Here is a 24,696-nt window from a genome sequence, read left to right as displayed (position 1 = left end):
CGCCGGATAGAGTTTGCCAGTTCGACGGTTATCATCTATACTGAATAAATCTTCAGTATTATGAAACGGGCAGCGGCGGCTCGCTTCGAGCTGCCGGCCGGGCGACGAGGTGAGGCGGATTTGAACAAAAAGCAGCTGCAAACGGAGCAGACCAAAAAGCGCATCGCCGACGCGGCGCGCGCGTTGTTCGTGCAGAAGGGCTACAAGGCGACGGCCATCGAGGAGATCGTGAAGGCGACGGGCTGCAGCGCCGGCAACATCTATTATCATTTCAAGAGCAAGGAGGGGCTGTTCCTCCATCTGATCGAAGAATGGAACCGGGAATGGGAAGAGAATTGGCTGGCCAAGGAATCCCTCTACCCGACGACGATCGATAAATTGTACGGCATCGCGGAGCATCTGGCCCACGATCAGCTGAACCATCCGCTGACCAAGGCCGTCGACGAGTTTTTCAACAACGCGGAGAAGGCGTCGGACATCGAGGAGCGGTTGAACGAAATGGTTCAAGGCTATGTCGATTTCAATCGCCAGCTGCTGCAGCGGGGCGTCGACAGCGGCGAGTTCAAAGTGAAGGACGTGAACGGGCTCGCGATTATTTTGGACGCGCTGATGCTGGGACTCAACCAACATACGCGCCGAATGGAACGAGAAGAAGCGCTGGCGGCCTACCGGCTGGGCATGGACGTGTTCCTGCACGGCATACGCTGATTGGTTTGCGTTCACTGTCGAGAGACAGGGAATGCACCATTCAGCCAGAGCTGATTGGTTTGCGTTCACTGTCGAGACAGGGAACGCAGCATGCAGCTCCCCTTTTTACGCCCACATCTAGAATGAAAATTCAGTATAATGCAATCGGAGGTACCAACGCATGACTTTATTACTTAAAAACCGGGGCGCCGTCCTCATTCTCATGTTCAATTTGTTCCTCGTGTTCACCGGGATCGGCCTCGTTATACCAATTATGCCGAAGTTCATGGAGAGCCTGGATATTACCGGCGGGATCGTCGGCCTGCTGGTGGCCGCTTTCTCGCTGACGCAGCTGCTGGCGTCGCCGTTGGCGGGCCGCTTGTCGGATACGTTCGGGCGCAAGAAAATGATCGTCCTCGGGATGCTGCTGTTCGCGTTCTCGGAAGGGTTGTTCGGTTATGCCAGCTCGACGACGGTGCTGTTCATCGCGCGGATGCTCGGCGGCATAAGCGCGGCCATGATCATGCCGGCCGTCATGGCCTATGCGGCGGACGTGACAAGCACGGAGGAGCGCGCGGCGGGGATGGGCTACGTCAACGCGGCCATCACGACCGGCTTCATTATCGGCCCGGGCATCGGCGGCTATATTGCCGATTTCGGGATTCGCGTGCCGTTCTACTTCGCGGCCGTCGCGGGCGTATTGGCGGCGCTCATTAACCTGTTCATCCTGCCGGAATCGCGGCCTGCAAGAGAGACGGTATCCGCCTCGCCAGCCGTCGGAGCGTCGAAGCCGCGCGTCGGTCTGCTCACGCAATTACGCTATGCCTACCGGGAGCCGTATTTCTTAAGCTTGATCATCGTCTTCGTCATGTCGTTCGGCTTGGCGAATTTCGAGACGGTATTCGGCTTGTTCGTCGATCACAAGTTCGGGTTCGGGCCGAAGGATATCGCCTTTATTATCACGTTCGGCTCGATCGCCGGCGCGGTCGTGCAGCTGACGGCGTTCAGCTGGATTTTGAAGCGGTTCGGAGAGAAGCGCGTGATTTCGGTCTGTCTTCTTTTCTCGGGCGTGTTCATTCTGCTGACGCTGTTTGTCCATCAGTTCTGGATGATTTTCGCGGTCACCTTCATCGTGTTCCTGGCGATCGATATTTTGCGCCCGGCGATCGGCACGCAGATGTCCATGGTCGCCGAGGATCAGCAGGGCTACGTCGCCGGCCTGAACTCGGCCTTCACGAGTCTGGGCAACATTATCGGACCGATCGTCGCCGGATTCTTATTCGACGTTGACATCAATTTCCCATACGCCCTCGCTTTCGTCGTTCTGTTCCTCTGCTTCCTGCTCAGCATGCGGGAACGTTCGGGAGACAGACAGGGAGCAGGCGCGGCAACAAGCCAACAATAGAGATGATCATGCAGGAAAGCCGGTCGGCGACGATCGGCTTTTTTGCATGCCGACCGCCTAAAGGATACGAACGGGTAATCGCTGCTAGGGCGCTTGCCTGCGTGGGAATGGGATACGCGGTATGGTCGTCCGTGCGCCCGGTAAGCGGGAAATAATTCCCGGGAAGTAGGACTTCCCTAAGCGGGAAAGGGTGTGGTAGGATATGGTTTGTGTAAAACGAACGATCCTCTGCAAGAAACCACTTCTGAATATCTTCAATCCATCTGTTATTCCCATTTTTTCAATCCACAACCTTAAGCAATACGGCCATATCCTCTTTGAGCAGTGCCTCTACGAGCATCAACAACCCGCATGCTTGTTCTCTTTCCGCTTCTGAACGGCAGCGCTTCTTTTCCCTTTTAACCGCAGGCTTTCTCTTGGAATGTCAGGCTATCGGCTCTCAAGAAAAACACCATCTGCCTGCAAGCCATCGTCGTCGGTTCCGCGAGCGGTCCCGCTGACGAATACCCCTCGTATTTTTGCCTGTACGCTTGCCCCTACAACACTAGCATCCATGTTGGCGGAGTAACGCCAATAACGCGACGTAAGACCAAGCTTCCTATGGTTACGACCCCATAAGGAAAGGCGATCAACTTAGCGCGATAACCAGAGCGGCGGCAAAAGGCTCCCCTGCGTAATCGCGTGCCGAAGTCAAACGATGCGTCCTGCGATTTGATTCTGCGAAGGAGGTGAAGCAACATCTCGGACGCGCTACCGTTGGTTGTTATCATGCAGCAAAAGATACACGAATGAACAAGCACTATAGGAGGCTCAAAATGAGAACGCAGTTACATTACAGCTTAGGCATGCGAATGATTGCTTTCCTGCTGTCCGTTGCCTTATTAGGCGGCGGTCTGTTCGCAGGATGGGGAACGGCGGAAGCCGAAGAATCGCAGCCTGGTTTCCCGGGTCTGATCGTCCCCGCGGACGACGGGGCGATGTGGAACCATCTTCATCAAGTTTATGACGATCTGACCCCCGTGGTCGCGAAGAATGTTCGCATCACGCCGGACGGCAGATACGTCGGCTTTATCTCGTATCAATACGTGAGCGATCCGGCTCCCGGCGAGCTGCACTCGCAGCTTATGCTATTCGACCGCGAGAGCGGGTCTTTGGAATCCGTCCTGCAGCTGCAGCCGTCGGAAACCAAAGAGCCGATACGCTTCTCGATGTCGGATGACGCGCGCTGGTTCGCCTTCTCGGGCAAGAAGCGGATGATGGAGGACGCTTATCCGCAGATTTACCTGTACGACCGGAAGGAAGATGCGCTCACCCTCGTCAGCAAGCAGGCGAGCGGCCTGCCTGTGGACGGCATGAGCGACAATCCGTCGATCAGCGCGGACGGGCGGTTCGTCGCCTTCGAATCCAGCGCGGACGATCTGGCGGACGGGGACGAAAGCAACTTCGACATCTTCGTCTACGATCGCGACAACGACGCGAACGAGCTGGTCAGCATCCCATCGCATGCGGAAGACCCGGACGACGCGGCGGGCGGCAACAGCGAGAAGCCGTCGATCAGCGCGGACGGGCGATTCGTCGCTTTCGAATCGAGCTCGTCTTATCTCGTTGAAGACGACCAGAACGGCAACAACGACGTGTTCGTCTTCGACCGCCAGACGAAGCAGGCGAAGCTGATCAGCGCCCCTGCCGCAGGCGGTCAGGCGGATCGCGCCAGCGGCGCGCCGTCGATGAGCGCCGACGGTTCGGTTGTCGCCTTTGAATCTTACGCGCCCCTGGCGGCGGACGACACGAACGACGAGATGGATATTTATGTGTACCGGGCGTCGAGTCCCGAGGTCGAGCGCGTATCCGTCGACGTGAACGGGGCGCAGAATGCGTTCGATAGCTACCAGCCGCTGCTCAGCGCGGACGGCAAGTACCTATCTTTCCAGACATGGCCGAGCACGGCCGATTTGGAGCATGCGTTCATCGCGGACTTGGAAGCGGGCACCGTTCGCAACGTAAGCGTGGCCGACTCCGACATTGAGCTGAGCGATCCGCTCACGGAGCTGGCGATAAGCACTGAAGGCGCCGTCGCGGCCTTCAATGCCAGCTATCCGGTGAAGCACCCGACAACGGGCGAGGACATTACGATGGTCGGCCTGTTCATCGCGTCCAAGACGAGCGGAAGCGGGGAAGCGCCTACCTGGCCGGCCGGCAGCAAGCTGGAAGCGACCGAAGCGAAGCCCGAGTCGATTACGCTGGCGTGGACGCCGGCATCCCATCCGAAAGGCATCAAGACGTATCGCGTCTTCAAGGACGGCGAACGGCTGGAGGATGTGAACGGCACGGCGCTAACGTATACGGCAACAGGACTTGCGCCCGCGACGGAGTACGCATTCCGGATCGAAGCCGTAGGCGCGGACGATGTCGCGACGGCCGGCGGACCGAGCCTGCGCGTCTCGACGGCGGCCGATGACCGCACGCTCGACGTGAGTCTGAAGTACGACCGGCTCTCGCCGAAGCGGATGCCCGTGCTCGGCGGCAAGCTGACGATCGAGGCGAAGGCCAAGACCGGCCGGACGGTGACGGCGAAGATCGCGTATGCCGATTGGCTCGATGAATCGGGCGAGCGGCTTCCCGCCCCGCGCGCGGTGGAGACGATCGTGAATCTGATCGAGACGACTCCGGGTACCGGCGCCTATTCGGCCGCCATCCCGCTTAAGGAGGGGATCGCCGAACTGAAGTCGGCGAGCGTGGTCATGACCGGCGCGGTGAGTGGACCGGTGGAGAAGACGGCAGAGGGGCTGCCGATCGCGGTGGCCGGCAACGTGAAGGTCGCGTTCGTTAATCCGGGCGAGATCGACCTGAACGGTGCGTACCTCATGGCGGTTAATCAGCAGGACGGCGGTTCGACGACGGTCGTGCTGAAGAACGGCGAACCGGTCGTCCTGGAAGGCGTGACGCCCGGAGACAAGTATAATGTGACGCTCTTCGCGAAGAGCGGCAGAGGACTTGGCCAGCTGACCGACTTCCGCGTGGCGGCGGGTCTGTCAACGGAGCTGACCATGGAAGTGCTGCGATCGGCGCGCTACCGGTTCAAGGTGACGGATCAGGACAATAAACCGGTGGCCGGCATCGGCGTGGAAGTATGGAACGAGGCGGGCGACGATTATATGGCCGGCTTCGAGTCAGGCGCGGAAGGTTTCACGGACTGGACGGAGACCGAGAACGTCACGAAGAAGCTGACGGCGAAGATCGACGTGAGCGGCACCCAGTACGAGCAGCCGGCGAACGTGCCCTTCACGCTGAAGCCGGGGGATACCGAGATTCCGATTACCGTTACCCGCTCGCCGCAAGGCAAGCTGCAGGGCAAAGTGGTGACGGATAGCGGCGAGCCGGTATTCAACGCGCTCGTCACGACCACCCAGACGTACAAGGGCGAGCCGATCGTGCAGAAGGCGTTCACCGACCTGAACGGCGCGTACGAATTTACGCTGTATGCGGGCGAGGTCGCCATCCAGGCTGCCCAGACCGCCTATCATTACAATTCGGAGGAAGGCCTGAAGGCCGTCGTGGAGAAGGATAAGACCACGACCTTCAACATTCCGGTCCGCATGGCCGAGACGGGGATGGTCACGTTCAAGGTGTATGTCAAAATGGTCGGCGGACAATGGCAAGGCCCGGTCGACATGGAGCACATGCGCTTCCGTACGGAACTTCGCACGAAGTTCGGCGGCCGCACGGGCTATTATCAGAATGCGATCCAGCTTCAGGGGCAGCCAGGCGAAGAAGTTCAGGCTTGCGTAGCGGGCATGCTGAACGGACCGTTCGAGGCGTGCAGGACGATCGTCCTGGACGACAAAGCCAACGGCACGGTCGAGCTGCGCATTGAGGAGACCGGCGGCGTGCTGACCGGCACGGTCGAAGCCTCCGGCAATGCGCGAATTAACGCGAATCTGTACGAGGTCGTCGGCGACGAGCTGGTCTACGCGAACTCGGACAGCTTCAATAACGGCCGGTTCGAGCTGTACGCGAAGAAGGCGGGCACCTATCGGCTGGAGTTCAATCGCAGGGACCCGGTCACGAACAACATGGCGACGGCGTTCAAGCAGGTGGTCATCCGGGAGCAGCAGACGCTGGATGTCGGGACGATTACGCTGCAGCCGGCGGGTTACTTCTTCCATGTGACGGCGAACGGCTTCTTGGCCCAGCCGAACGAAGTCTCGCCGGGCGCGACGGTTAATCTGCGCGCGTTCTACCAGAACCACGGATCGGGCGCGGTCACCGGGGCGACGCTCAAGATCGTGCTTCCCGAAGGGGTCACTCCCGTCACCGAACCTGGCGGCACGCGGATCCCGGTCAAGCTGAACGGCGCCGCCGCAACGGGCACGCTCAGCGGCAATACGGTCGAGGTGCCGCTCGGCAGCGTAGAGGAGCGGGCGCAAGGCACGGTCGTGCTGCAGGCGAAGCTGGCCGCCGGCTATGGGCAAGGCAAGGCCCAGTTGGCCGCGCGAATCGAAGGGACGGCGGGCGGCGCGACTATTAGCGAGTCGCTCGGCCTTGTACAGCTATCGGTACCGAGCGTGACGATCGAAGCGCCGGCGCAGACGGCGTCCTCGACCCTTCAGGTGCTCGGTTCGGCGCCGGCCGGCAGCGAAGTGCGGATCTATGACGACAACCAGCTGCTCGGGACGGCGCAAGCGAACGTGGCCGGGCTCTGGAAGAGCACGATCGAGCTGACGAATTCGGACGGCTCGAACATTCATCTGCTCTGGGCGGAAGCCGAGAATGGAGGTCGCAAGCTTCGCACCGATCGCAAGGTGGTCACGTATGACCAGCACGAGCCGGTATTGCAGCAGATCGCCTTGGCTCAGCATCCGAACGGCAAGTGGCTGCAGATGAACGTGGAGCAGGGCGTCGCCCAGCTGCCGTACACGGTCGTGCCGGGCAACCCGTTCGCCTTTATCTTGAAATTCAACGAGCCGGATAAGGTGAAGAACGCCCGCATCTATTTGGGCGGCCAGATCGGCGGGCCGGTCACGGCGGAGAAGGGCGCGGACGGCTTGTTCCGCGCGACGGTGCCGACGACGTCGGGCGCGCTCGGCGGACTGTATGTCGACTTCGATACCGTCAAACCGAAGGTGATCGTCAACCGCGACATTCCGACGGAAGAGCAAACCCGGCATGCGCTGCCGGCGAAGATGAAAAACTTCGACATCGTGGAGAAAACGCCGTTCGAACGGGAGGGCGACGTCTACACGGGCAGCGCCGTCATCGAGTTCCCGGATCTTCTGGGCTATCGCTTGGAGGCGAAGCAGACGATCGGCGCGACGCGGACGTCCTACCGGCCGACGGTCGAGGAGATCGTCGAAGCCGAGGCGACCGGCCTCTTGATGTATAAGGTCAGCATGGACGTGGAGGAAGACGGCGATCGCGTCAACGTGAAGGTCAAAGGCTATGTGCCGGGATCGGTCATCTTCCCGGATTTCGGAGCGGAGAGTCGTTCGGCATCCTTCGCGACGCTGGACGATGGCGGCGGGTTCGACCCGCTCGAAGTGCTCGACGAGCTCGACATCGACGCGACGCCTTACCAGAAGGGCATGGTCGAGGTGACGCACGAGTATTCGATGCTCGCCAAGGAAGCCTCTGCCCCGATATCCGAGATTAAGGGGCAATACGAAGGCTACCGCGATTACGCGGGCAAAATCACGAAAATCATGAACAACGTCGAAGCCGCGACGCTGTGTCCGGAGAATATCGAGGCGACCGGCGAGCAAGCGGGCAAAGCGCTGCTCGTAACGGTCGGCGGCGAGATCGCGAAGACGGCGATCGGGGCATGGACGGGCGCGATGATGCTCGAAGGTCCGGTCGGCGTAGTCGGCGGCTTCGCCGGCAAATACGTCTCGAACAAAATCGACAGCTACGTCGACGAGCAGATCGACAAGGTGAAGACGGTCGGTCCGACGAATCCGCAGAGCTGCGAGGAAGACGAGAACTACGACGAGCTTGATCCGGAGAACATTTACAAGAAGAGATTGAAGCGCATCTACGCCAAGCTGAAATGGATCTACGATCCGAGCGGCTACGTGTACGAAGCGGTGCCTTCGAACCGTCTGACGGGCGTGAAGGCAACGGTGCTGTACCAAGAGAAGACCTCGGGCGAATGGAAGGTCTGGACCGACGCGCCGGAATACGGCCAGATCAATCCGCAGCTCACCGATCGCGAAGGCCGCTACGGCTGGGACGTGCCGGAAGGCAAATGGAAGGTCGTCTGGGAGAAGGCCGGCTATCAAACGGCGAGCAGCGCGGAGCTGATCGTGCCGCCGCCTCACTTCGACGTGAACGCGGGGCTGATCTCCATGGCGCCGCCGATCGTAGACGGCATCGAAGCCGTCATCGGCAAGGAAAGCAGCTACATCGATATTGATTTCAGCAAATACGTGAAGACGGCGGATCCGATCGCGGCGGGCGGTATTACCGTTGCCGGCCCGGATGGCGCCGCCCTGGAAGGAACCGCGGCTTACGCGGAGGCACAGGAAGGCGAGCAAGGCCCGCTCTCGCGCAAGGTAAGGTTCACGCCGAGCGGAGACGGCTTGCAGGAAGGCGTCGACTACACGGTCTCCGTCCAGCCGCAATCGTTCACCAGCTATGCAGGCGTCAAAATGTTAGCCGGCGGCGAGCGCGTCGTGCGCGCCGTCCGCCGGGATGCGGAAGGTCCCGTGCCGGCAAGCGCCGAGCTGATCGGCGGTAACCGCGTCGTGCGCCTCGCGTTCAACGAGCCGCTCGCTGCGGACGCGGTGCTCAATCCGGCGTCGTTCGAGCTGACCGGCGCGAATGCATCGATCCTGTCCGCGTTCGTCGAGCTGCCGGAAGGCGAAGAGAAGCCGACTGCAATCGTCTTGACGCTGGGCGGCGCGCTTCCGGAAGGCGCCGGCATTGCGGTTCGCGCCGCGGCGGGGGCCGCGGCCGACCTGGCCGGCAATCCATCCGAAGCGAAGACGGTCGCGGTCGGCGGTCCGGATGCGACGCTTAGCGCGCTTGCCATCGAAGACGGCACGCTCACCGAGGCGTTCGCGAAGGATAGAACCGATTACACCGTCAAGGTGTCGGAGAAAGCCGCAACGATTCGGCTGAAGGCGACGGCGGCGGCCGGCGGCAAGATGTCTATTCGCGGCGTGCCGCTTGCGGGCGATACATTCAAGACGATCGAAATCCCGAGCGACGGCTTTATCCCGATCTTGGTCGAAGCCGCGAACCATCCGGGCGTGACCAAGACGTATACGCTGACTATCGCGCGTACCGCGCAGCCTGGACCGGGTCCAGGAGGCGGAGGCGGTCCAGTCGGCGTTCCGAATCCGATTCCGTCCAAAGGCGATACGGCCGATATCGGCCGCGATGCCGAGGTCGCAATGAAGACGACCGAACAAGGACGCAAGCAAGCGGTCGTCGGCCTCAAGAGCCAGACGGTTCTTGAAGCGTTGAAAGCCGCGGCGGGTGGCGAGCTGTACGTGCAGCTCCCATCCGGCGCCGATGCGTACGACGTGGCGCTGCCGGCCGATGCGTTCCGCGCCTTGGCCGAAGCCAAAGCGAAGCTGAGGCTGAAGACCGATTCGATGTCGGTCGTCATCCAACCGGATGCTTGGGTATCCGGCATAAGCGGCAAGGCGACGGCGGTTCACTTCGCACTCGACCGTCCCTCCGTGCAAGAGGAGCAAGCTTGGCTGGATCGCTTGCGTACGAAGTTCGCGGGATTGACCGCGGTATCGGGCTTGTTCCGATTCGCGGCAACCGCCGAGGAAGGCGAAAGCCTTGCTCCGCTGTCTGCATCCCGTGCCGACGCCGCTGCGGCGCATTGGCCGCAAGCAGGCAAGGCTGCCGCGATCTACCGTTATAACCAAGCGGCGCAGGAATGGAAGCACGCCTTAGAGCTTCCGAACGCCAAGGGACTGCCGCTTGATGCGGACTACTTCGCCGCGATGACCTACGCGAGCGTCTTCGCTGACATCGGCGGACATTGGGCGAAGGATGCCATCGACTGGATGGCGGCCCGCTTGTTCGTCGGCGGCGTGACCGCGCAGTCGTTCGAACCGGATCGCCAAGTCACGCGGGCCGAATTCGCGGCCATGCTCGCACGCATCGTCGGCGGTCAGCCGACTAACGGCGGCGCTTCGCCTTTCGACGACGTGCAGCCGGGAACCTGGTATTACGATGCGGTTCGCGTCGCCTACGACCGGAAGCTGATCACCGGGGACGGAAGCGGCAAGTTCAACCCGAACGCATACGTCACCCGGGAGCAAATGACGGCCATGGCTTGGCGCGCATACCGCGAGCTTGCCGAAGGGGCGGCCGAAGCGACGGCGGAAGAAGCGAAGCAGCTGCTTGAGCCGTACTTCGACGCGGCGGCCATCGACGGCTGGGCGAGAGGCGACGTCGCCTCCTCCATCAAGGCCGGCTTGGTGCAAGGCGTGAGCGAGACGCGCTTCGAGCCGGACCTCGTGGCCACCCGCGCGCAAGCGGCAACGGTGCTGCGCCGTCTGGCAGAGAAGCTGGGTCTCTCGTAAGGCAAAAGAAGTCTGGATAAAGGGCCGGCGCGCAAGCGCCGGCCCTTTTCCGCATTGTCCGATCAGGCCGCGTCACGTCGTCCCCAAGAGGATTTCGATCGGTCAGGGCTCGTCCATTTCCGGCGCGTCCAGCACCGAGCTGCCGGGTACATTGGTAATCGAGCGTTTGCCCTCCAAATTGATTTCGATTTCCGCCATGATCTGCTCCAGGCTGGCTGGCTCAGACGTTGGCAGGCCGCTATTTTCATTTGACGCTGTCATTCCATGACCTCCATGTTTTGGCATATGTTCCGTTAGCATTTCATGCCGGGAAAGAAATATGCATGCGGCCCAAACAACCGGCTGCTAAATTAGCAACCGGTCGCTTTTCAACCCGAGGTCATCGTCCGCTGCTTACAAAGAGAGTGCCTTCTTGGCGACCATGGCGTCGTTCGCGAGCAGCTTCGCCAAATCATAGGAAGGATACAGCCCTCTCTCCAACATGAAGGCATAGGCCTTGCCATGCAGCAAGATTGCATTATTCAGCTGTTTCTGAAGCAGGTCCCGCAGCTGCGGCGTGGCGGTTTCCGTAATGGCGACCGCATAATTGCGAACCGACGTCTTGGCGAAAATGAGCAGGTGGGCGGCGTAGAAGGCAGTCAAATCCGCGCCGTTGTCCACGCGCGTCGCCACCGGGGCCTTCGGCAAATAAGGCAGAAGCTCCTGCAGGTTCGTTTCCAGCGCCTTTACCGTTTCCTCGTAGAGCGCATGAAGCGCGGGATCCTTGACGTTGGCAGCGTTCATCTTGAATTCCATCAGCGCGTTGGATTGAAAGGCGATCAGCTCGTGCAGCTCCAACGTTTCATGCCAGGCAAGGTGGCTTTGCGGGGTTCTGCTTTCGTTCGACAATTCGATTACCTCCAAGATCGTGATACGCCTACTATATGCGGGAGCCGCGGCATGGAAAATTGTCCAGTGGAAAGTAACGAAGGGCGGCGCGAACAAGCCGCTATTCGCTTGACCCTGGGGGTGGTACAATCAGACCAAAACGCGGCGCGTGCGCCGGTGGGGGAAACGAGCATGAGCAGTCGCAAGCAAATGCTGCTGGATACGGCCCTGTCGCTGTTTATCGAGCAGGGGTACGCGGGCACGACGATCCAGATGATCCTGGACCGTTCCGGCGTATCGAAGGGAACCTTCTATAAATTTTTTGCCTCGAAGGAAGAGTGCTTCCTGGCCATTCTCGAGCAGCGGCTGCAGGAGGACTTGCATATCCGCAAGTCGCTGGAGGCGAACGTCTACGCCTCGGACTTCGAGCTATTGGCGGATCAGATCGCCGTTCCGATGGCCTCGCCGGACAAGGAGCGGACATGGAGCTTGTTCTGGGCCGGCTTCTATTCCGGCGAAGTCCGGGCGGCCGATCTGGGAAGGGTCCAGCTGAATTGGCTGGCCGATCGTCTCGCCAGCCTGTACGGAGAAGCGGTTCGGCCTTACGCGTACGAGGGGGCGGTATTGTTTTACGGCATGCTGCACCAGATGGCGAACACGTGGCGGAATTTCGATCGGCCCGATCCCGATTGGAAGGCGGCCGTGCCGAAGGTGCTCCGGCATATCGGGCTCGTGCTGAACGCGATGCGGGAGCGGGGGGAGCACGTATTCGACCTGCCGACGTTGTCGCGGATGAGCTTGGGCGAATATCCGAGACGGCCGGATAAGGAGGCGTTGACCGAGGAGCTTCGCGCGTTCAACCGGTCCGTCCAGCGCTCGAAGGCGCCCGTAAAGGCGAAGGAGTTGACCAAGGGACTGCTCGCTACGATGGAGACGGAGACGCTCAACGTCTCGCTGCTGGAGGCGGTGCTGCATGCTTTCGAACGGAGCTTCGCGTCGGAAGAGCTGAGCCGGGAGGCCGGACGAATCGCGCAGGGCTGCTGGTGGTATTTGGAGCAGGTCAAACACGAATAGCGCGGAATCGACATCAGTTTCGCGATTATCCAACATCTTGTGGATCTTTCGGATTGAAAGGCGCCGTGCCTTCCATGACGGCGGTGGTCGGTTTACCTTGGTACAACCTCAAAATGAACTAATCGTCTAGTTCCAATGCCTAATTAATCCATGCAATCAGATTGGTTGTTTCGTTGGATTACCCCAAAATAAACGACTCGTATAAAATGGGAATTGCTGGGGTATTGCGATTATGATGGAGGTGGACTGATGTATAGCAAAGTCATATCGATCCAAGACATTCCCGCGTTTCGCTCGAGATCCGAGGAATTCTTCCCGCTCGAGTGGTACAAGCGGATGCTTCACGACCATCCGGTCTATTACCATGAGGCGACGGATACGTGGAACGTGTTCCGGTACGAGGACGTCAAGCAAGTGCTCAGCAATCACCAGCTGTTCTCCAGCGAAGGCGAGCGCACCGCGATCGCGGTAGGCGCGAAGAATAAGGAGGGCGGCATTCCCGACAAAATCAACCTCACGCTCAAGGACCCGCCGGAATCGACTCGGCGGCGTTCGCTCATCTCCGCGGCGTTCACGCCGCGCGCGCTGGATAATTGGGAGCCTCGCATTCGTCAGATCGCCAATAAGTTGGTCGAGGACATGAAGCCGGAAGGTCCGATCGATCTCGTCCAGACGCTGGCCGCGCCGCTGCCATCCATGGTCATGGCCGATCTGTTCGGCGTGCCGACCGACGACAGCGCGCTGTTCAAGAACTGGGTCGATATTTTGTTCCAGCCCCTCGAGAAAGGCAGCGAGCAGGAGACGGAGCTGCGCAAAATGTCCGCGGCCAAGCAATATTACGAGTATTTATACCCGATCGTCGTCCGGAAGCGCACCGATCCCGCGGATGACATCATCTCCGATCTGCTGAAGGTCGACATCGAAGGCGAGCGGTTCACCGACGACGAGGTCGTGCGGACGACGATGCTGCTGCTCGGCGCCGGCGTCGAGACGACCAGTCACATGCTCGCGAGCCTCTTCTATTCGCTGCTTTACGACGATGCGCAGCTGTTCGGGCAATTGCGCGACGATCAGGGGCTCGTCCCGCAGACGGTAGATGAGATGCTCCGCTACCGGTTCCATATTTCCAAGCGCGACCGCACGGTCAAGCAGGATACCGACGCGCTGGGCGTGGAGATGAAGAAAGGCGACGTGGTCATCGCGTGGATGAGCGCGGCCAACATGGATGAGCACATGTTCGCCGATCCGTTCACGCTCGATATCCACCGCGGCAACAGCAAGAAGCATTTGACGTTCGGCAACGGGCCGCACTTCTGTCTCGGCGGGCCGCTCGCCCGGCTGGAGCTGAACCTCGCGTTGACCGCGTTCCTGCAGCGCTTCCGCGGCATCGAGCCGGTGGCGTTCGACCTGGAGAAGAGCCTTGTGACATCGGCGCCGGGCCAGTCGCTCACGCGTCTGCCGATGAGAGCGGTGCAATAGACAAGGGTTCGAGAGGGCTGCGAAGCATTCCCTTCTCCGCCGCTACCGGAAGGTGGAATTTGGGAGGTCGGATACGATAAACGATGGGCCGTGTTCGGATTCATCAAAATTTTTGAAGCATGGCATAGATTTCTATCGATAACGCCGAGAATGGGGGCCGTGCTATAGTGATCGCAAGCACACATCATCCCATTCGGAGGTTATCTTTATGACAACGCAACCCCTTCATTCGCTCGTTCTCGAGACGCCTGCTGCCACGCCGTCCGATATTCATCGGCATTACATGAACAAGCTTGCCATGGAGACGGACGTCGCGGACGTGCAGTACGACAGGCAGCATGGTCTCGATGACTTCCTGCTGATCGACGTACGCAGCGCGACAGCCTATGAACAATGCCATATCCCGGGGGCAGTTAATCTCCCTTCTAGCCACATCGGCGAAGAGACGACCGCGGCTTTCGATAAGAATCGCGCGATCGTCGTCTATTGCTGGGGCCCGGCCTGCAACGGCGCGACCAAGGGCGCGGCGCGCTTAGCCGCACTGGGATTCCGGGTGAAGGAGATGCTCGGCGGCATCGAGTACTGGCGGAGGGAAGGCAATGACGTGTCGGGTACGCTTGGGCAATCGGCGAACTTGGTCGGCTGAGGGCGAAGCGGCACGTCTCCTCCATCAGCCTCGTCTTGTACTGGAACGAACGGGGCCGCATGATGTTTCCCGCGCTGGGAAAACTAGGCGCGCACCGCGTGAAGGAGGATGAGCGAATGGAGCAGGAGTCGACTAGGCCCTTATCCGACGATGCGAAGCTTGAAGCGACCGCGGAGGCGCGAGAAGCGGCGGAGGCCGAGCAAGCCAATCGGGCGATGGAGCGCGAATTCCACGGCGAGTCGGAGCAGGAGCGTTTCCAGCGGGAGGCGGGCTACTCGCCGCCTTTCTCCCGCAATTGATTTACAGGAGAGCCCGGCCATGGCGGCCGGGTTTCTTTGTCGACCTACAAGAGGATAGGATTCCTGCGTCAATCGGCGTTACAATTTTCCAGGTAATAACCGCTGTCTATAGATCGCATAAAAACAATTGATAGCACTTTCAACGAATGGATGTTCTCTTCCAGTCTCGCTCTCGTATATAATTAAGCCAAGTAAATAAATAAGGATTAAGGTGATCGCGCATGAGCAACCAGCAAATAAAGATTCATGACGGCATCGAATACGGCATTACGGATGATGGCGACGAGTATTGGGAAGCGGAAATTCAGCACGTCGATCAGCAGGACGGCCACGTTACCGATCTGATCGCGGTGAAGGTCATTTACGACGAAGAGCTGCAGGAGCTTCGTACCGAGGTTCATTACTTGGCCGAAGGCGACGAGGCGCTTCCCGCAGCCGAGCCCTTGATTGAAGAGGCGAAGACAAAGCTGCTCCAAGTCGTGAACGTGGAATTGGGGACGTCGTTCGAGTAGCGGCCACGCGCCGGGCGCAAGCGATTCGCAGCCTGCGGGTCCGGGATGATGAACAGACTGCTCTCCTGACCGGGCGTAGGCATGCAAGGGCAGCGAAGTTTAGCACGAAGCAGAACACCTATGAGCTCGGAAGCTGAGCCATTGCAGGAGCGGGCCGTCACGGCGCTGCTCCTTTTTTCGTTGCCAGACGAGCGCATATCCGCAACATTCCTTTTTTGGGATGCGTCTGGAAGTTTGGTTGAGTATTCGCTCCGAAAGGATGGAAGTCATGAACGTGAAGCTGGCGGTAATGCTGCTGCTCCTCGCATTGTTATCCGCATGCATGAATCGCGCGGTTCAGGAGGATCCCGATCCGCGTCCAGACCACCAACAAGACGCATCGCCGCCGGTCTCAACCTCCCTGCCGGATTCAGCTCCGGCCGATCTCTCGATTCGAGCGCTTGGGACTCATCCGGACGGTCGTCTGCTCATCAAGCCCGATACGCGCGCGAACGTACGCGCACTAGGGGCGCCGAGCTGCTATGGGCTGGAGACCGATCTGAGTTGGAAGGGAGACTACGAAGCCTGGTGGGAGCCTGCCTCCGGAGAGGCATCCGGCAAGCTGCTCGTTTTTCCGATCGACTTCGAAATCATTCAACCGAGCGACGAACCGATCCAGCTGCAGCGGCTTAGCGTGGGGGATGCCGATCTGTTCGCGTTCGTTCCGCGATATACCGACTGTCATGCGCGCGAGACGTATTTATTCGGCGTCGCGGGCGGACAGGCTTTCCCGATCATGTTCGACATGAAGACCGGTCAGCCGTTGTCGCGCATCGGCCAGCACCCCCATCATCCGCTTCGCGCAGAACGGGACGAACTCGTCGTGTACGGCGGACAGGGGGCGGGACAGGATTTTATTTCGATCTATCATTTCCGCTATGATGCCGACAACCATATGATGGTGTTGGACCGGAAGGAACAAGCGCAGCCGTAGCCTGAATCCCGGTGAGATGATTCAAGCGACCAAGATAAGAGAAGTCTATGAGGAGACGGGACGCTCGGGAACCTGCATGATTGCAGTGCAGCGCATTCTCATAATATGAGGCGGAAGGTGTTGAGATGGACAGGGCTGTCCGGACTGGAAGGAGAATCGAACGATGCAATGGTTTGCGAAAATAACCGATCTCGACGTTGTAGGCGAAGCCTCCGGGGAGCTTTCGCAGGTATCGCGGCATGCTTCGCGGGGCGTGCTGCTGGATGATAGCATGCAAGTCGCCCTGATGTATATGTCGACCGTCGATATCTACAAGCTGCCCGGCGGCGGCGTCGACGAGGACGAAGATATCGAAGCGGCTTTTATCCGGGAGATTCGCGAAGAGACCGGCTATGAGGCGGAAATTACCCACGTGTTGGGCATCGTGGACGAGCATAAGCAGCGCACGGGCTTTCTTCAGCGATCCTATTGCTATATGGCCCACGCTCTCCGCGAGCTCGGGTTCGCCGCCCTCACGGAGAGCGAGGCCAAGCTCGGCATGAAAGCGGTATGGATGCCGATCGACCAGGCTCTGGATTGCCTGGAAGCGTCGCTGCGCGTCTGCGACGATTATTCCGCGCGATTCATGGTGATGCGGGATAAGCGAATCTTGGAGGAAGCGAAGCGCGTGCTGGCAAGGTGCGAGATCCAAGGTCGGTAGCCGCATCCAAGCATAAGGGGAAAGTCAACGGCAGCCTACTGGCTGCCGTTTGCGTTTGCGCCAATACACGATCAGGGACAGTCGCGGCCACATATTTGGCGGTAAAGTAAGTGTATGTGGAGCCCGGAGATACGATAATACCCCCTTACTCAGCGTCAATCGAACGGTGGCCGTTGCAGAGTGAATCCCCGCTTCCGGCTTCAGACCCAAAATGACCCAGCCTTTTCATGAGCAGCATCGCCTGCTCAACGCTCTGCTCCACGATATCTGCGGCCGCATGCTCTCGGGCTAAGCGAAGCCCTTGACCGGCCCAGAGCGACATATACGCGGGGTTGCTCGCCTTAGCGGCCGCCTGGCGAATATCTCTCGTCAGCGCATGTTGCAGCGGGTAGGCGGGGACGGCCCCCGGATAATCACGCATAGCCTTCATGAAATCCGTAAGAATGCCGCGTGCGGCTTTGCCTGAATATGCATCCGTCACCTCGGTCGAATCCTCGCGGGATGAAAGAATTTTCTGCTTATGAACGGCATGGGCGCCGCTTTCGACGCTGGCTAGGAAAGCGGTGCCCATCTGTACGGCGGAAGCCCCTAGTGCAAGGCTGGCAACCAGTCCCCGTCCATCCATAATGCCGCCCGACGCGATAACCGGAACCGTGACGTGATCCACCATTTGCGGAACTAGAGCCATGGTGCCGACACGCGCATCGGCCGTGCTCGTTAAGAACGTGCCGCGATGCCCTCCGGCTTCGCTGCCTTGCGCCACGATCGCATCCACGCCGGCAGTCTCTAAGGCGCCGGCTTCATGGACCGTCGTGGCCGTGCCGATGACGAAGATCCCTTGCTGTTTCATCGACTGGAGAATTTCCCGCGAAGGAATCCCGAACGTGAAACTGAATACGGCGACGTGCTCTTCCAGCAGTACTTGAACTTGCTCCTCGAACGACTCCGCGGCCTTGGGGATCGATGGGTTCGGGGCAATCCCCAGCTCCGCGCGAAAGGTATTAAGATGGTGGTTCATGGCATCGATAATGGCGTCTTCGGGCGGGATAGACGACTCGGGTACGAAAAGGTTCACGCCGAAAGGACGATCCGTTCGCTGCTTGATCTCCCGGATGGCGGTTCGGATTTGTTCGGGCGGCAAATAACCTGCCCCAAGACTCCCAAGCCCTCCGGCGTTGGACACGGAAGCCACTAAGTCCGCCGTCGTCGGACCGCCTGCCATGGGGGCTTGCAGGATTGGATAGCGAATGTTGAGTTTGCGTGTAAGCAGGGTGTTCATCATTGCACCGCCTTTCGTTAATAGGATACCATATCCTGGCACTTTTCTTTGCGGCGAACCATTGGAATTGACGGAAAATAGTTGACGGCTGGCGCCAAATAGTTTATTTATTAATTAATAAATAAATGCGATCCAAAATCGCTGAAGGAGGAAATGCAATGGCGAAGGTCATACCGGGGAGATACGCCGCTCACATGGAAGGGGATTTCGTCGTCTTCATCATCGGCATGCGCGTCAATCGGCTATGGGCTGTACACAAGTGGCTGCCGGTCTTTCAGGCCATGGGACCGATGCTGCGCGAGCTCTACACCAATCGCAAGCTCGGCTTCCGGGGCACGGAGTTCATGCTGGGCTGGCGCAGCGTCCATCTGCTTCAATACTGGGATTCGTATGAGCAGCTGGAGTCGTATGCTCGCGGCGGACAGCATCTGAGCGCTTGGCGGAAGTTTAATCGCAAGGTAGGCACGGACGGAAGCGTCGGCATTTACCACGAAACCTATAAAATCCGATCGGGCGATTATGAGTGCATTTACGGGAATATGCCGTTGTTCGGGTTAGGGAAGGTGGGACAGCACGTGCCGGCTGTCGGCCATATGGAAACGTCCCGCCGCCGTATGGGCGGGAACAATGAGCCCGTCGTACCGACGCCTCCGAATCCTCAATAAGCATCGTTGTGCTAGGAGGGGATGGCGGAATCATACAATGAGGTCATGCGTATTCGGATGAAGGGAGGGGGCTGCATGATCGTTTGTTTTGGCGGCGATCACATTCGGTTTGAGGCGTATCCATTCTCGGCCGCGTCCGTTTGTCCGGAGGGGGCGATTCCGGCCGCTCGCATACGGGAGATTCTCCCTCATGCCTATCCGCCGGAAATCCGCACGGTGGAGGGCGAGGTCCTCTTTGCGGAAGGCGTGGACGCGAAGGCGCTGCGAGCATTTGCGGAGCAGAACGACATACCGCTGGTCCGCCGAGTAGACACGTGGGGCTTGATTCTGGAAGAGTTTCTCGACACGGCCTTGACCTCCGAGGAGAAGGAGCAGACCTTGCGGGTACTGGAAAGGTGCGGAATATCTCGTCTGGAGGCGGCGCGCATCCGTCGCTCGGTTACCGATGTGATGCTTGCGTATAACTGGACATCGCTATTATGGGAGTGGTCTCATCTGAACTTATACGATGTGCTGCGCGCCTATTCGGGCGCGTTGACCGGGGATGAATTCCGCCTGCCGGCGAAGGAATTCGAAGCCTTTTATCGAGAAGCGATGCGGATCGCCGAGAAGGGGAGCTTGCTCGGCGAGTGAGGCGCTTCGTCCGGCGAGGAAGCAGGCGCCGAGCAGGACCAACGCGGGAGGAGACAAGATTACGACGACAGCCGGCCCACGTGAGGCCGGCTGCTTTTGGTTAGCGCGGATGAGCGGAGCCTTGATCGCGCGGCTGCATCCGATCCAAGGCGCGCTGGGTCAGCGGCATGAAGAGATGCAGGATAAAACCGCCCAGGCCCACGGTCAGGAGCGTTCCGATGCCAATGGGTCCCTTGACGATCATCGCGCCGATCAAGAAGAGAAGATAGAGGAGGGTTCGCGCCGCGAATATGGAGCGTCCCGTCAATGTCTGGATAAGCAGCGTGAGCCGATCGAGGGGGTTCGGCGCGAATTTGGCGTACAAATAGATCGACGTGCCGATCCCGAGCAGGAGCAAGCCTAAGCCGAAGCAAGCCAGCTTGCTTACCAACAGCGCAGGTGCAAGGTGCGGGCCTAACCCGTAGAGCCACAGATCGATGCCGATTCCGGTAATGAAGGCGGTGAGCAGTCCGAACACCTCCGGCTTCTGCCGGGCTAACAGCGCGTTGCACCCGATCAACAGGATCGCGACGAGCACTTCCCAGCTTCCCACGGTCAGGCCGACGGTATCGGCTAGACCGACCAATAGCGCATCGAATGGGGACGCGCCAAGACCGGATTGGATGGTGAGCGCAATGCCCAGCGTCAAGATCAACAAGCCGGAGACGAAAATAAGCAAGGTGCGGATGCGCAATCCTTTCATTCTCGAGCGTCAGCCAAATCTTTGAGCATGAGGTAATGTGGAATGCCATCTTCCATGAAGACGTCCGAAGCCGTCCGGTAGCCAAGCTTCGCATAGAACCCCTCGGCCTGCGTTTGCCCATGCAGCTTGACCTGCTTCAACCCCTGATTCGCCGCGAGCTTCTCCAGGAACGCGATAATTTCCCGGCCGATGCCGTATTTCCGGTACGGCGCTAAGATGCAAATGCGCTCTAGTTTGCCGATCCCGTCCACGACCCGTATCCTTCCGGTACCGACCGGTTGTCCCTCGTAATAGGCCAGCAGATGCCGGCATTGTCCATCCAGCGTATCGAAGGCGTCGAATTCGTCTTCAAGCGGCACGCCCTGTTCGTCCACGAAGACTTTCTTTCGGATATCGAATGCTTCGGCTAATTCCTCAGGGCGCGTAATTTGTATAGGCTTCACGTTTCTTCCATCCTTCCGGCATTTCTTTTTTGACCAAAAATCGTCATAATGGACGCAGGTGTCATCAATAACAAGCAGTATACCGGAAAATAATATTGTTGTACATGCAACAAAAAGGGCGGTGATCGAATGAAGGAGATCCTTCGTGAGATCGGCATGATCGCGAGGGCGCTGGATTCGATAAGCAATATTGAATTCAAGGAAGTGGACCTCACCAAAGGCCAGTATCTCTACCTGGTCCGCATCGTGGAGCATCCGGGGATCATCCAAGAGAAGCTGGCCGAGATGATCAAGGTGGACCGGACGACCGCGGCGCGCGCGATCCAGAAGCTGGAGCTGCAAGGCTTCGTGGAGAAGAAAGACGACGATGCGAACCGGAAAATCAAGCGGCTGTTCGCGACGGAGAAAGGGATGCAGGTCTACCCGTTGTTAAAACGGGAAGGGGAGCACTCCGATTCGGTCGCGTTGGCGGGATTGTCGGAGGAAGAGTCGGACATGCTGTTCCATCTCCTTCAGCGCGTGAGGCGGAATGTCGAGGTCGATTGGGAGTTCGTGAAGAAAGGCAACAAACGAGCGTACTAGAGAACGAGATGACCCAAATAGGGAGGCTGCGCGAATATGGATTTCGAGACGGTCATGCAGGAATTGGAGGCGCTTGGCAAGGAGCGTCAGAAGAAGATGTACATGAGCAACGGCGCGCGCGAGCCGGTGTTCGGCGTGGCGACGGGGGCGATGAAGCCGCTTGCGAAGCAGATCAAGCTTAATCAGCCTTTGGCCGAGCAGCTTTATGCCACCGGGAACTACGATGCCATGTATTTCGCCGGCATCATCGCCGAACCGCTGAGGATGACGGAGGCGGATTTCGAGCGGTGGATGGACGGGGCGTACTTCTATATGCTCTCCGACTATGTCGTCGCCGTCACATTGGCCGAAGCCGATATTGCGCAGGAGGTTGCAGACCGCTGGATCGCGAGCGACGAAGAGCTTCGCCGATCGGCGGGATGGAGCTGCTATTGCTGGCTGCTCGGCAGTCGCAAGGATAGCGAGTTCAGCGAGAGCAAAATCGCGGATCTGCTGGATCTTGCGGAACGCACGATACACGATGCGCCGAATCGGGTGAAGTCCGCGATGAATAATTTTCTCTACACGGTCGCGACCTCCTATGTGCCGCTCCACGAGAAAGCCGTGGCCACCGCCGAGGCGGTCGGCCCGGTCGAGCTGAAGAAGGATACGAAGTCCAGCTTCATCCATGCGACCGAGAACATTCGCAAGTTTACCGAGAAAGGCAAGCTCGGCTTCAAACGCAAATATGTCCGCTGTTAGTCTTACGGAAGCGAGGATGGTGCAGCATGAGTGAACAGCGGGTTTACGTCCGTTTCCCGGAGGAAGCGGACGCGGCGGCATTGGCCGCGATGTACGCGCGCAACAGGGCGTTCTTCGAGCAATTCTCACCCGCGAATCCGGATACCTATTACACGGCGGAGCATCAGCGTGAGATCATCGTCCAGCGGGGAAGCGACAGGGAAGCGGATCGGAGATATGCCTTCGTCGTCTGCCTAGCGGAGAACGGCGACGTGATTGGCAGCGTGGATCTGTCCTTCATTACGCGGGGAGCGCTCCAGAGCGGGATGATCGGCTACAGCTTGGACCAATTGCATAACGGCAAGGGCTATATGACGGAAGCCGTGGAGCAGGTGGTCCGATATGCTTTCGAGGAGCTGAAGCTTCACCGGATCACGGGGGAAGTCTCGCCGCGCAATCCCGGATCGATCCGCGTGCTGGAGAAAGCCGGATTCCATAAAGAGGGCATCTCGCGCAGCAACGTGAAGATCAACGGCGTGTGGGAGGATCATCAGGTGCTGGCGATCATTAATCCGGACCCGGATATCTAAGAGCAGACCGCGGCACGTCTCGGAATGGCGCCAAAGAGGGCCTTAACTATGTCGAGCTGTGGTTCGCGGTTCGCAAAGCGTGATCGTGGGGAAGCGATGAATGGACGTCTTTAGATTAACGCAAACGAAGAAGCTGCCCGCACGATGGGCGGCTTCTTTGACATGCGTTCATCCCGTAACCGGCGCCATTCCCGCGGCGACGACTGTTAATAGATCGCGTACCGCTGCTTCTGCCGTACGCTCGCGGGGAGCGCGGCTCCATTGCACGGCAGAACCGAAGATGCCCCAGCTGGCGAAGCGCGCGGTCGCTTCCACCAATTCCGGGGTGGCCGCTGGCTGCTGCAAGCCGCGCAGCCAGCGGAGCAGCAGCTGTTCGAGCTCCTTTTGCATGGCAATCTCGAAGAGCGGTTCGAATTGACGATCGCCGGGCGTCATGTATTGCCTCGTCCGGGCGAGGAAGTCGAACACGGATAACATCAACATCCGCAAGCTGTCCATATCCGAGAGCGAGCCGTTCGGCAATTCGTTGCTCAACTTTCGCTGAAACTTCTCCCGCATCCAACTTTCCAGAAAGGCGAATTTATCTGCGAAATGCGCATAGAACGTGGCACGATTGACCGTGGCGCGAGCCGCGATGTCCTGGACGGAAATGGAGTAGATGTTCTTCTTCTCTTCCAATAGCGCCATGAAGGCGTGCATAAGCAATTGTCGCGTTCGCTGAACGCGAGGATCATTTTCATTCACGGGCATGAGGATGCACGCTCCTTCGGCATGTAAAGAGGAACCGGAACCGAGAAATACACGACAGATCGGCGTTAGTGTTGGCTAAGCAACGCTTCCGTCGTATTGATGATTGCCCGGTTTATGGCCGCTCTATATCCTTAACAGTGTAGCACGACTTACGATGTTGTTTACACAACAGTGTTGGGTTATACGAGAAACAAGGAGGAATTTGTCATGATTGTCGTTACGGGAGCGAATGGTCAATTGGGAAGGCTTGTCGTCGAGCAGCTGCTTCTTCATGTTCCGGCCGAGCAAATCGGCATAAGCGTCCGGGATGTGAATAAGGCAGCAAACCTGAAGGAGCGGGGCGTTCGCGTACGCGGCGGCGATTATAACGACGCCGCAAGCCTAGCGCATGCCTTCGATGGGGCATCGCAAGTGTTCATGGTGTCATCCAACGATTTGGGCGAATCCACTGTCCGGCAGCATCGCACGGCGATCGAAGCGGCCGTGCGGGCCGGTGCGAGCCGAATCGTCTACACGAGCCAAATGGGAGCGTCGCCGGATTCGTATTTCCCGCCGATGGTCGACCATGCGGCCACGGAGACGCTGCTCGTAGATTCGGGCTTGGCTTACGTCTCGCTTCGGAACGGCTTCTACGCCGATTCGGCGCTTATGCTGCTCGGAGACGCGCTGCGAACGGGAGAGCTGGCAGCTCCGGAGGACGGCCCGGTCGCTTGGACGTCGCACGGCGACCTGGCGGAAGCGGCCGCGGTTGCTCTGCTTGACGGAAGTATCGGCGGCGTGACGCCCGTGCTTACGGGATCAGAAGTCATGGACCTGGAAGGCATCGCGGCGATGGCGGCCGAGCTGCTTGGCCGCCCGGTTCGAAGAACCGTCATCGCGGATGATGCATATCGGGCCGAATTAATCGCCCGAGGCCTTCCGGAAGAGCGGGCGGACATGTTCGCGGGTCTCTATCGAGCATGCCGACGCGGCGAATTCGCGCGCACGGATTCGACGCTGGCTCGCCTGCTGGGCCGGCCGACAGCGCCGTTCCGGGATACGTTGAAGCGGGCGATCGATCGCCTTCCGCGCGGTTAAGATTCCGACCGGCGAATGTGCCGACAATGA

At 59.3% G+C, this 24,696-nt stretch carries 22 protein-coding genes; 16 read left to right on the top strand and 6 right to left on the bottom strand.

Annotated elements, in window-relative coordinates; genetic code table 11:
• Positions 1-120: 120 nt before the first annotated feature.
• From ACFSKT_RS23625 to ACFSKT_RS23615, 3 genes are all read left to right on the top strand, one after another.
• Positions 121-708, top strand: a complete 588-nt coding sequence (locus ACFSKT_RS23625) for a TetR/AcrR family transcriptional regulator (RefSeq protein ID WP_377717812.1) — start codon at positions 121-123, stop codon at positions 706-708.
• Between the two features lie 160 nt (positions 709-868).
• On the top strand, positions 869-2,092 hold the full coding sequence (locus ACFSKT_RS23620) for an MFS transporter (protein WP_377717811.1): 1,224 nt from the start codon (positions 869-871) through the stop codon (positions 2,090-2,092).
• 815 nt (positions 2,093-2,907) lie between these two features.
• Entirely contained in the window at positions 2,908-10,635 is a 7,728-nt protein-coding gene (locus ACFSKT_RS23615; protein ID WP_377717810.1) for an S-layer homology domain-containing protein, read from the top strand.
• A 102-nt stretch (positions 10,636-10,737) separates the two neighbouring features.
• Here ACFSKT_RS23615 and ACFSKT_RS23610 read toward each other — a convergent pair whose 3' ends face one another.
• Together ACFSKT_RS23610 and ACFSKT_RS23605 are read right to left on the bottom strand one after the other, a co-directional pair.
• Complete coding sequence (locus tag ACFSKT_RS23610) at positions 10,738-10,896, bottom strand: hypothetical protein (protein ID WP_377717809.1); 159 nt, start codon at positions 10,894-10,896, stop codon at positions 10,738-10,740.
• Positions 10,897-11,028: 132 nt separating this feature from the next.
• Positions 11,029-11,523 (bottom strand): spore coat protein, encoded by a 495-nt coding sequence (locus ACFSKT_RS23605; protein ID WP_377717808.1) that lies wholly within the window; start codon positions 11,521-11,523, stop codon positions 11,029-11,031.
• A 171-nt stretch (positions 11,524-11,694) separates the two neighbouring features.
• Between ACFSKT_RS23605 and ACFSKT_RS23600 the strand changes: the two genes are divergently transcribed.
• From ACFSKT_RS23600 to ACFSKT_RS23570, 7 genes are all read left to right on the top strand, one after another.
• On the top strand, positions 11,695-12,576 hold the full coding sequence (locus ACFSKT_RS23600; RefSeq protein ID WP_377717807.1) for a TetR/AcrR family transcriptional regulator: 882 nt from the start codon (positions 11,695-11,697) through the stop codon (positions 12,574-12,576).
• Positions 12,577-12,825: 249 nt separating this feature from the next.
• A complete protein-coding gene (locus ACFSKT_RS23595; protein WP_377717806.1) occupies positions 12,826-14,055 on the top strand; it encodes a cytochrome P450 in 1,230 nt (409 codons plus the stop codon).
• A gap of 208 nt (positions 14,056-14,263) precedes the next feature.
• Complete coding sequence (locus tag ACFSKT_RS23590; protein ID WP_377717805.1) at positions 14,264-14,701, top strand: rhodanese-like domain-containing protein; 438 nt, start codon at positions 14,264-14,266, stop codon at positions 14,699-14,701.
• 116 nt (positions 14,702-14,817) lie between these two features.
• The gene (locus tag ACFSKT_RS23585; RefSeq protein WP_377717804.1) at positions 14,818-15,000 is read left to right on the top strand and encodes a hypothetical protein; all 183 of its coding nucleotides are present in this window, start codon (positions 14,818-14,820) and stop codon (positions 14,998-15,000) included.
• 221 nt (positions 15,001-15,221) lie between these two features.
• Positions 15,222-15,512, top strand: coding sequence for a hypothetical protein (locus tag ACFSKT_RS23580; RefSeq protein ID WP_377717803.1), 291 nt, complete (start codon positions 15,222-15,224; stop codon positions 15,510-15,512).
• Positions 15,513-15,780: 268 nt separating this feature from the next.
• Positions 15,781-16,485: a hypothetical protein gene (locus ACFSKT_RS23575; protein WP_377717802.1), complete on the top strand. Its 705-nt coding sequence runs from the start codon at positions 15,781-15,783 to the stop codon at positions 16,483-16,485.
• 163 nt (positions 16,486-16,648) lie between these two features.
• Entirely contained in the window at positions 16,649-17,185 is a 537-nt protein-coding gene (locus tag ACFSKT_RS23570; RefSeq protein ID WP_377717801.1) for an NUDIX hydrolase, read from the top strand.
• Between the two features lie 145 nt (positions 17,186-17,330).
• Here ACFSKT_RS23570 and ACFSKT_RS23565 read toward each other — a convergent pair whose 3' ends face one another.
• Positions 17,331-18,467, bottom strand: coding sequence for an NAD(P)H-dependent flavin oxidoreductase (locus ACFSKT_RS23565; RefSeq protein ID WP_377717800.1), 1,137 nt, complete (start codon positions 18,465-18,467; stop codon positions 17,331-17,333).
• Between the two features lie 155 nt (positions 18,468-18,622).
• Here ACFSKT_RS23565 and ACFSKT_RS23560 point away from each other — a divergent pair, with 155 nt between their 5' ends.
• A complete protein-coding gene (locus tag ACFSKT_RS23560; RefSeq protein ID WP_377717799.1) occupies positions 18,623-19,129 on the top strand; it encodes a DUF4188 domain-containing protein in 507 nt (168 codons plus the stop codon).
• Between the two features lie 75 nt (positions 19,130-19,204).
• A complete protein-coding gene (locus tag ACFSKT_RS23555) occupies positions 19,205-19,762 on the top strand; it encodes a hypothetical protein (RefSeq protein WP_377717798.1) in 558 nt (185 codons plus the stop codon).
• Between the two features lie 100 nt (positions 19,763-19,862).
• On the opposite strand, the gene ACFSKT_RS23550 is transcribed toward ACFSKT_RS23555, so the two are convergent.
• Together ACFSKT_RS23550 and ACFSKT_RS23545 are read right to left on the bottom strand one after the other, a co-directional pair.
• Positions 19,863-20,504: a YczE/YyaS/YitT family protein gene (locus ACFSKT_RS23550; protein WP_377717797.1), complete on the bottom strand. Its 642-nt coding sequence runs from the start codon at positions 20,502-20,504 to the stop codon at positions 19,863-19,865.
• Positions 20,501-20,947 carry a GNAT family N-acetyltransferase gene (locus ACFSKT_RS23545; RefSeq protein ID WP_377717796.1) on the bottom strand — a complete coding sequence of 149 codons (447 nt, stop codon included), beginning with the start codon at positions 20,945-20,947 and terminating at the stop codon, positions 20,501-20,503. Before ACFSKT_RS23545 ends, ACFSKT_RS23550 begins: the two co-directional genes overlap by 4 nt.
• Before the next feature lie 129 nt (positions 20,948-21,076).
• On the opposite strand from ACFSKT_RS23545, the gene ACFSKT_RS23540 reads away from it, so the two are divergent.
• The 3 genes from ACFSKT_RS23540 to ACFSKT_RS23530 are packed head-to-tail and all read left to right on the top strand — an operon-like array spanning position 21,077 to position 22,839.
• Entirely contained in the window at positions 21,077-21,529 is a 453-nt protein-coding gene (locus ACFSKT_RS23540) for a MarR family winged helix-turn-helix transcriptional regulator (protein WP_377717795.1), read from the top strand.
• Positions 21,530-21,565: 36 nt separating this feature from the next.
• Positions 21,566-22,270 (top strand): DNA alkylation repair protein, encoded by a 705-nt coding sequence (locus ACFSKT_RS23535; RefSeq protein ID WP_377717794.1) that lies wholly within the window; start codon positions 21,566-21,568, stop codon positions 22,268-22,270.
• Between the two features lie 26 nt (positions 22,271-22,296).
• Positions 22,297-22,839, top strand: a complete 543-nt coding sequence (locus ACFSKT_RS23530; RefSeq protein ID WP_377717793.1) for a GNAT family N-acetyltransferase — start codon at positions 22,297-22,299, stop codon at positions 22,837-22,839.
• A 168-nt stretch (positions 22,840-23,007) separates the two neighbouring features.
• On the opposite strand, the gene ACFSKT_RS23525 is transcribed toward ACFSKT_RS23530, so the two are convergent.
• Positions 23,008-23,589, bottom strand: coding sequence for a TetR/AcrR family transcriptional regulator (locus tag ACFSKT_RS23525; RefSeq protein ID WP_377717792.1), 582 nt, complete (start codon positions 23,587-23,589; stop codon positions 23,008-23,010).
• Between the two features lie 207 nt (positions 23,590-23,796).
• On the opposite strand from ACFSKT_RS23525, the gene ACFSKT_RS23520 reads away from it, so the two are divergent.
• Positions 23,797-24,666, top strand: coding sequence for an SDR family oxidoreductase (locus ACFSKT_RS23520; RefSeq protein ID WP_377717791.1), 870 nt, complete (start codon positions 23,797-23,799; stop codon positions 24,664-24,666).
• Positions 24,667-24,696: the final 30 nt, after the last annotated feature.

It is taken from the genome of Paenibacillus xanthanilyticus (assembly GCF_042682185.1).
GTDB lineage: Bacteria > Bacillota > Bacilli > Paenibacillales > Paenibacillaceae > Paenibacillus_Z > Paenibacillus_Z xanthanilyticus.
Note: the sequence above shows the minus strand (reverse complement) of the source record. Positions and strands in the feature narration are given on the sequence as shown.

What these genes read in the sequence shown, in the direction of transcription:
- ACFSKT_RS23620 (WP_377717811.1), top strand. Translation starts at nt 869, where the DNA reads ATGACTTTATTACTTAAAAACCGGGGCGCCGTCCTCATTCTCATGTTC.
- ACFSKT_RS23615 (WP_377717810.1), top strand. Translation starts at nt 2,908, where the DNA reads ATGAGAACGCAGTTACATTACAGCTTAGGCATGCGAATGATTGCTTTC.
- ACFSKT_RS23610 (WP_377717809.1), bottom strand. Translation starts at nt 10,896, where the DNA reads ATGACAGCGTCAAATGAAAATAGCGGCCTGCCAACGTCTGAGCCAGCC.
- ACFSKT_RS23600 (WP_377717807.1), top strand. Translation starts at nt 11,695, where the DNA reads ATGAGCAGTCGCAAGCAAATGCTGCTGGATACGGCCCTGTCGCTGTTT.
- ACFSKT_RS23595 (WP_377717806.1), top strand. Translation starts at nt 12,826, where the DNA reads ATGTATAGCAAAGTCATATCGATCCAAGACATTCCCGCGTTTCGCTCG.
- ACFSKT_RS23590 (WP_377717805.1), top strand. Translation starts at nt 14,264, where the DNA reads ATGACAACGCAACCCCTTCATTCGCTCGTTCTCGAGACGCCTGCTGCC.
- ACFSKT_RS23585 (WP_377717804.1), top strand. Translation starts at nt 14,818, where the DNA reads ATGGAGCAGGAGTCGACTAGGCCCTTATCCGACGATGCGAAGCTTGAA.
- ACFSKT_RS23580 (WP_377717803.1), top strand. Translation starts at nt 15,222, where the DNA reads ATGAGCAACCAGCAAATAAAGATTCATGACGGCATCGAATACGGCATT.
- ACFSKT_RS23575 (WP_377717802.1), top strand. Translation starts at nt 15,781, where the DNA reads ATGAACGTGAAGCTGGCGGTAATGCTGCTGCTCCTCGCATTGTTATCC.
- ACFSKT_RS23570 (WP_377717801.1), top strand. Translation starts at nt 16,649, where the DNA reads ATGCAATGGTTTGCGAAAATAACCGATCTCGACGTTGTAGGCGAAGCC.
- ACFSKT_RS23565 (WP_377717800.1), bottom strand. Translation starts at nt 18,467, where the DNA reads ATGATGAACACCCTGCTTACACGCAAACTCAACATTCGCTATCCAATC.
- ACFSKT_RS23560 (WP_377717799.1), top strand. Translation starts at nt 18,623, where the DNA reads ATGGCGAAGGTCATACCGGGGAGATACGCCGCTCACATGGAAGGGGAT.
- ACFSKT_RS23555 (WP_377717798.1), top strand. Translation starts at nt 19,205, where the DNA reads ATGATCGTTTGTTTTGGCGGCGATCACATTCGGTTTGAGGCGTATCCA.
- ACFSKT_RS23550 (WP_377717797.1), bottom strand. Translation starts at nt 20,504, where the DNA reads ATGAAAGGATTGCGCATCCGCACCTTGCTTATTTTCGTCTCCGGCTTG.
- ACFSKT_RS23540 (WP_377717795.1), top strand. Translation starts at nt 21,077, where the DNA reads ATGAAGGAGATCCTTCGTGAGATCGGCATGATCGCGAGGGCGCTGGAT.
- ACFSKT_RS23535 (WP_377717794.1), top strand. Translation starts at nt 21,566, where the DNA reads ATGGATTTCGAGACGGTCATGCAGGAATTGGAGGCGCTTGGCAAGGAG.
- ACFSKT_RS23530 (WP_377717793.1), top strand. Translation starts at nt 22,297, where the DNA reads ATGAGTGAACAGCGGGTTTACGTCCGTTTCCCGGAGGAAGCGGACGCG.
- ACFSKT_RS23525 (WP_377717792.1), bottom strand. Translation starts at nt 23,589, where the DNA reads ATGCCCGTGAATGAAAATGATCCTCGCGTTCAGCGAACGCGACAATTG.
- ACFSKT_RS23520 (WP_377717791.1), top strand. Translation starts at nt 23,797, where the DNA reads ATGATTGTCGTTACGGGAGCGAATGGTCAATTGGGAAGGCTTGTCGTC.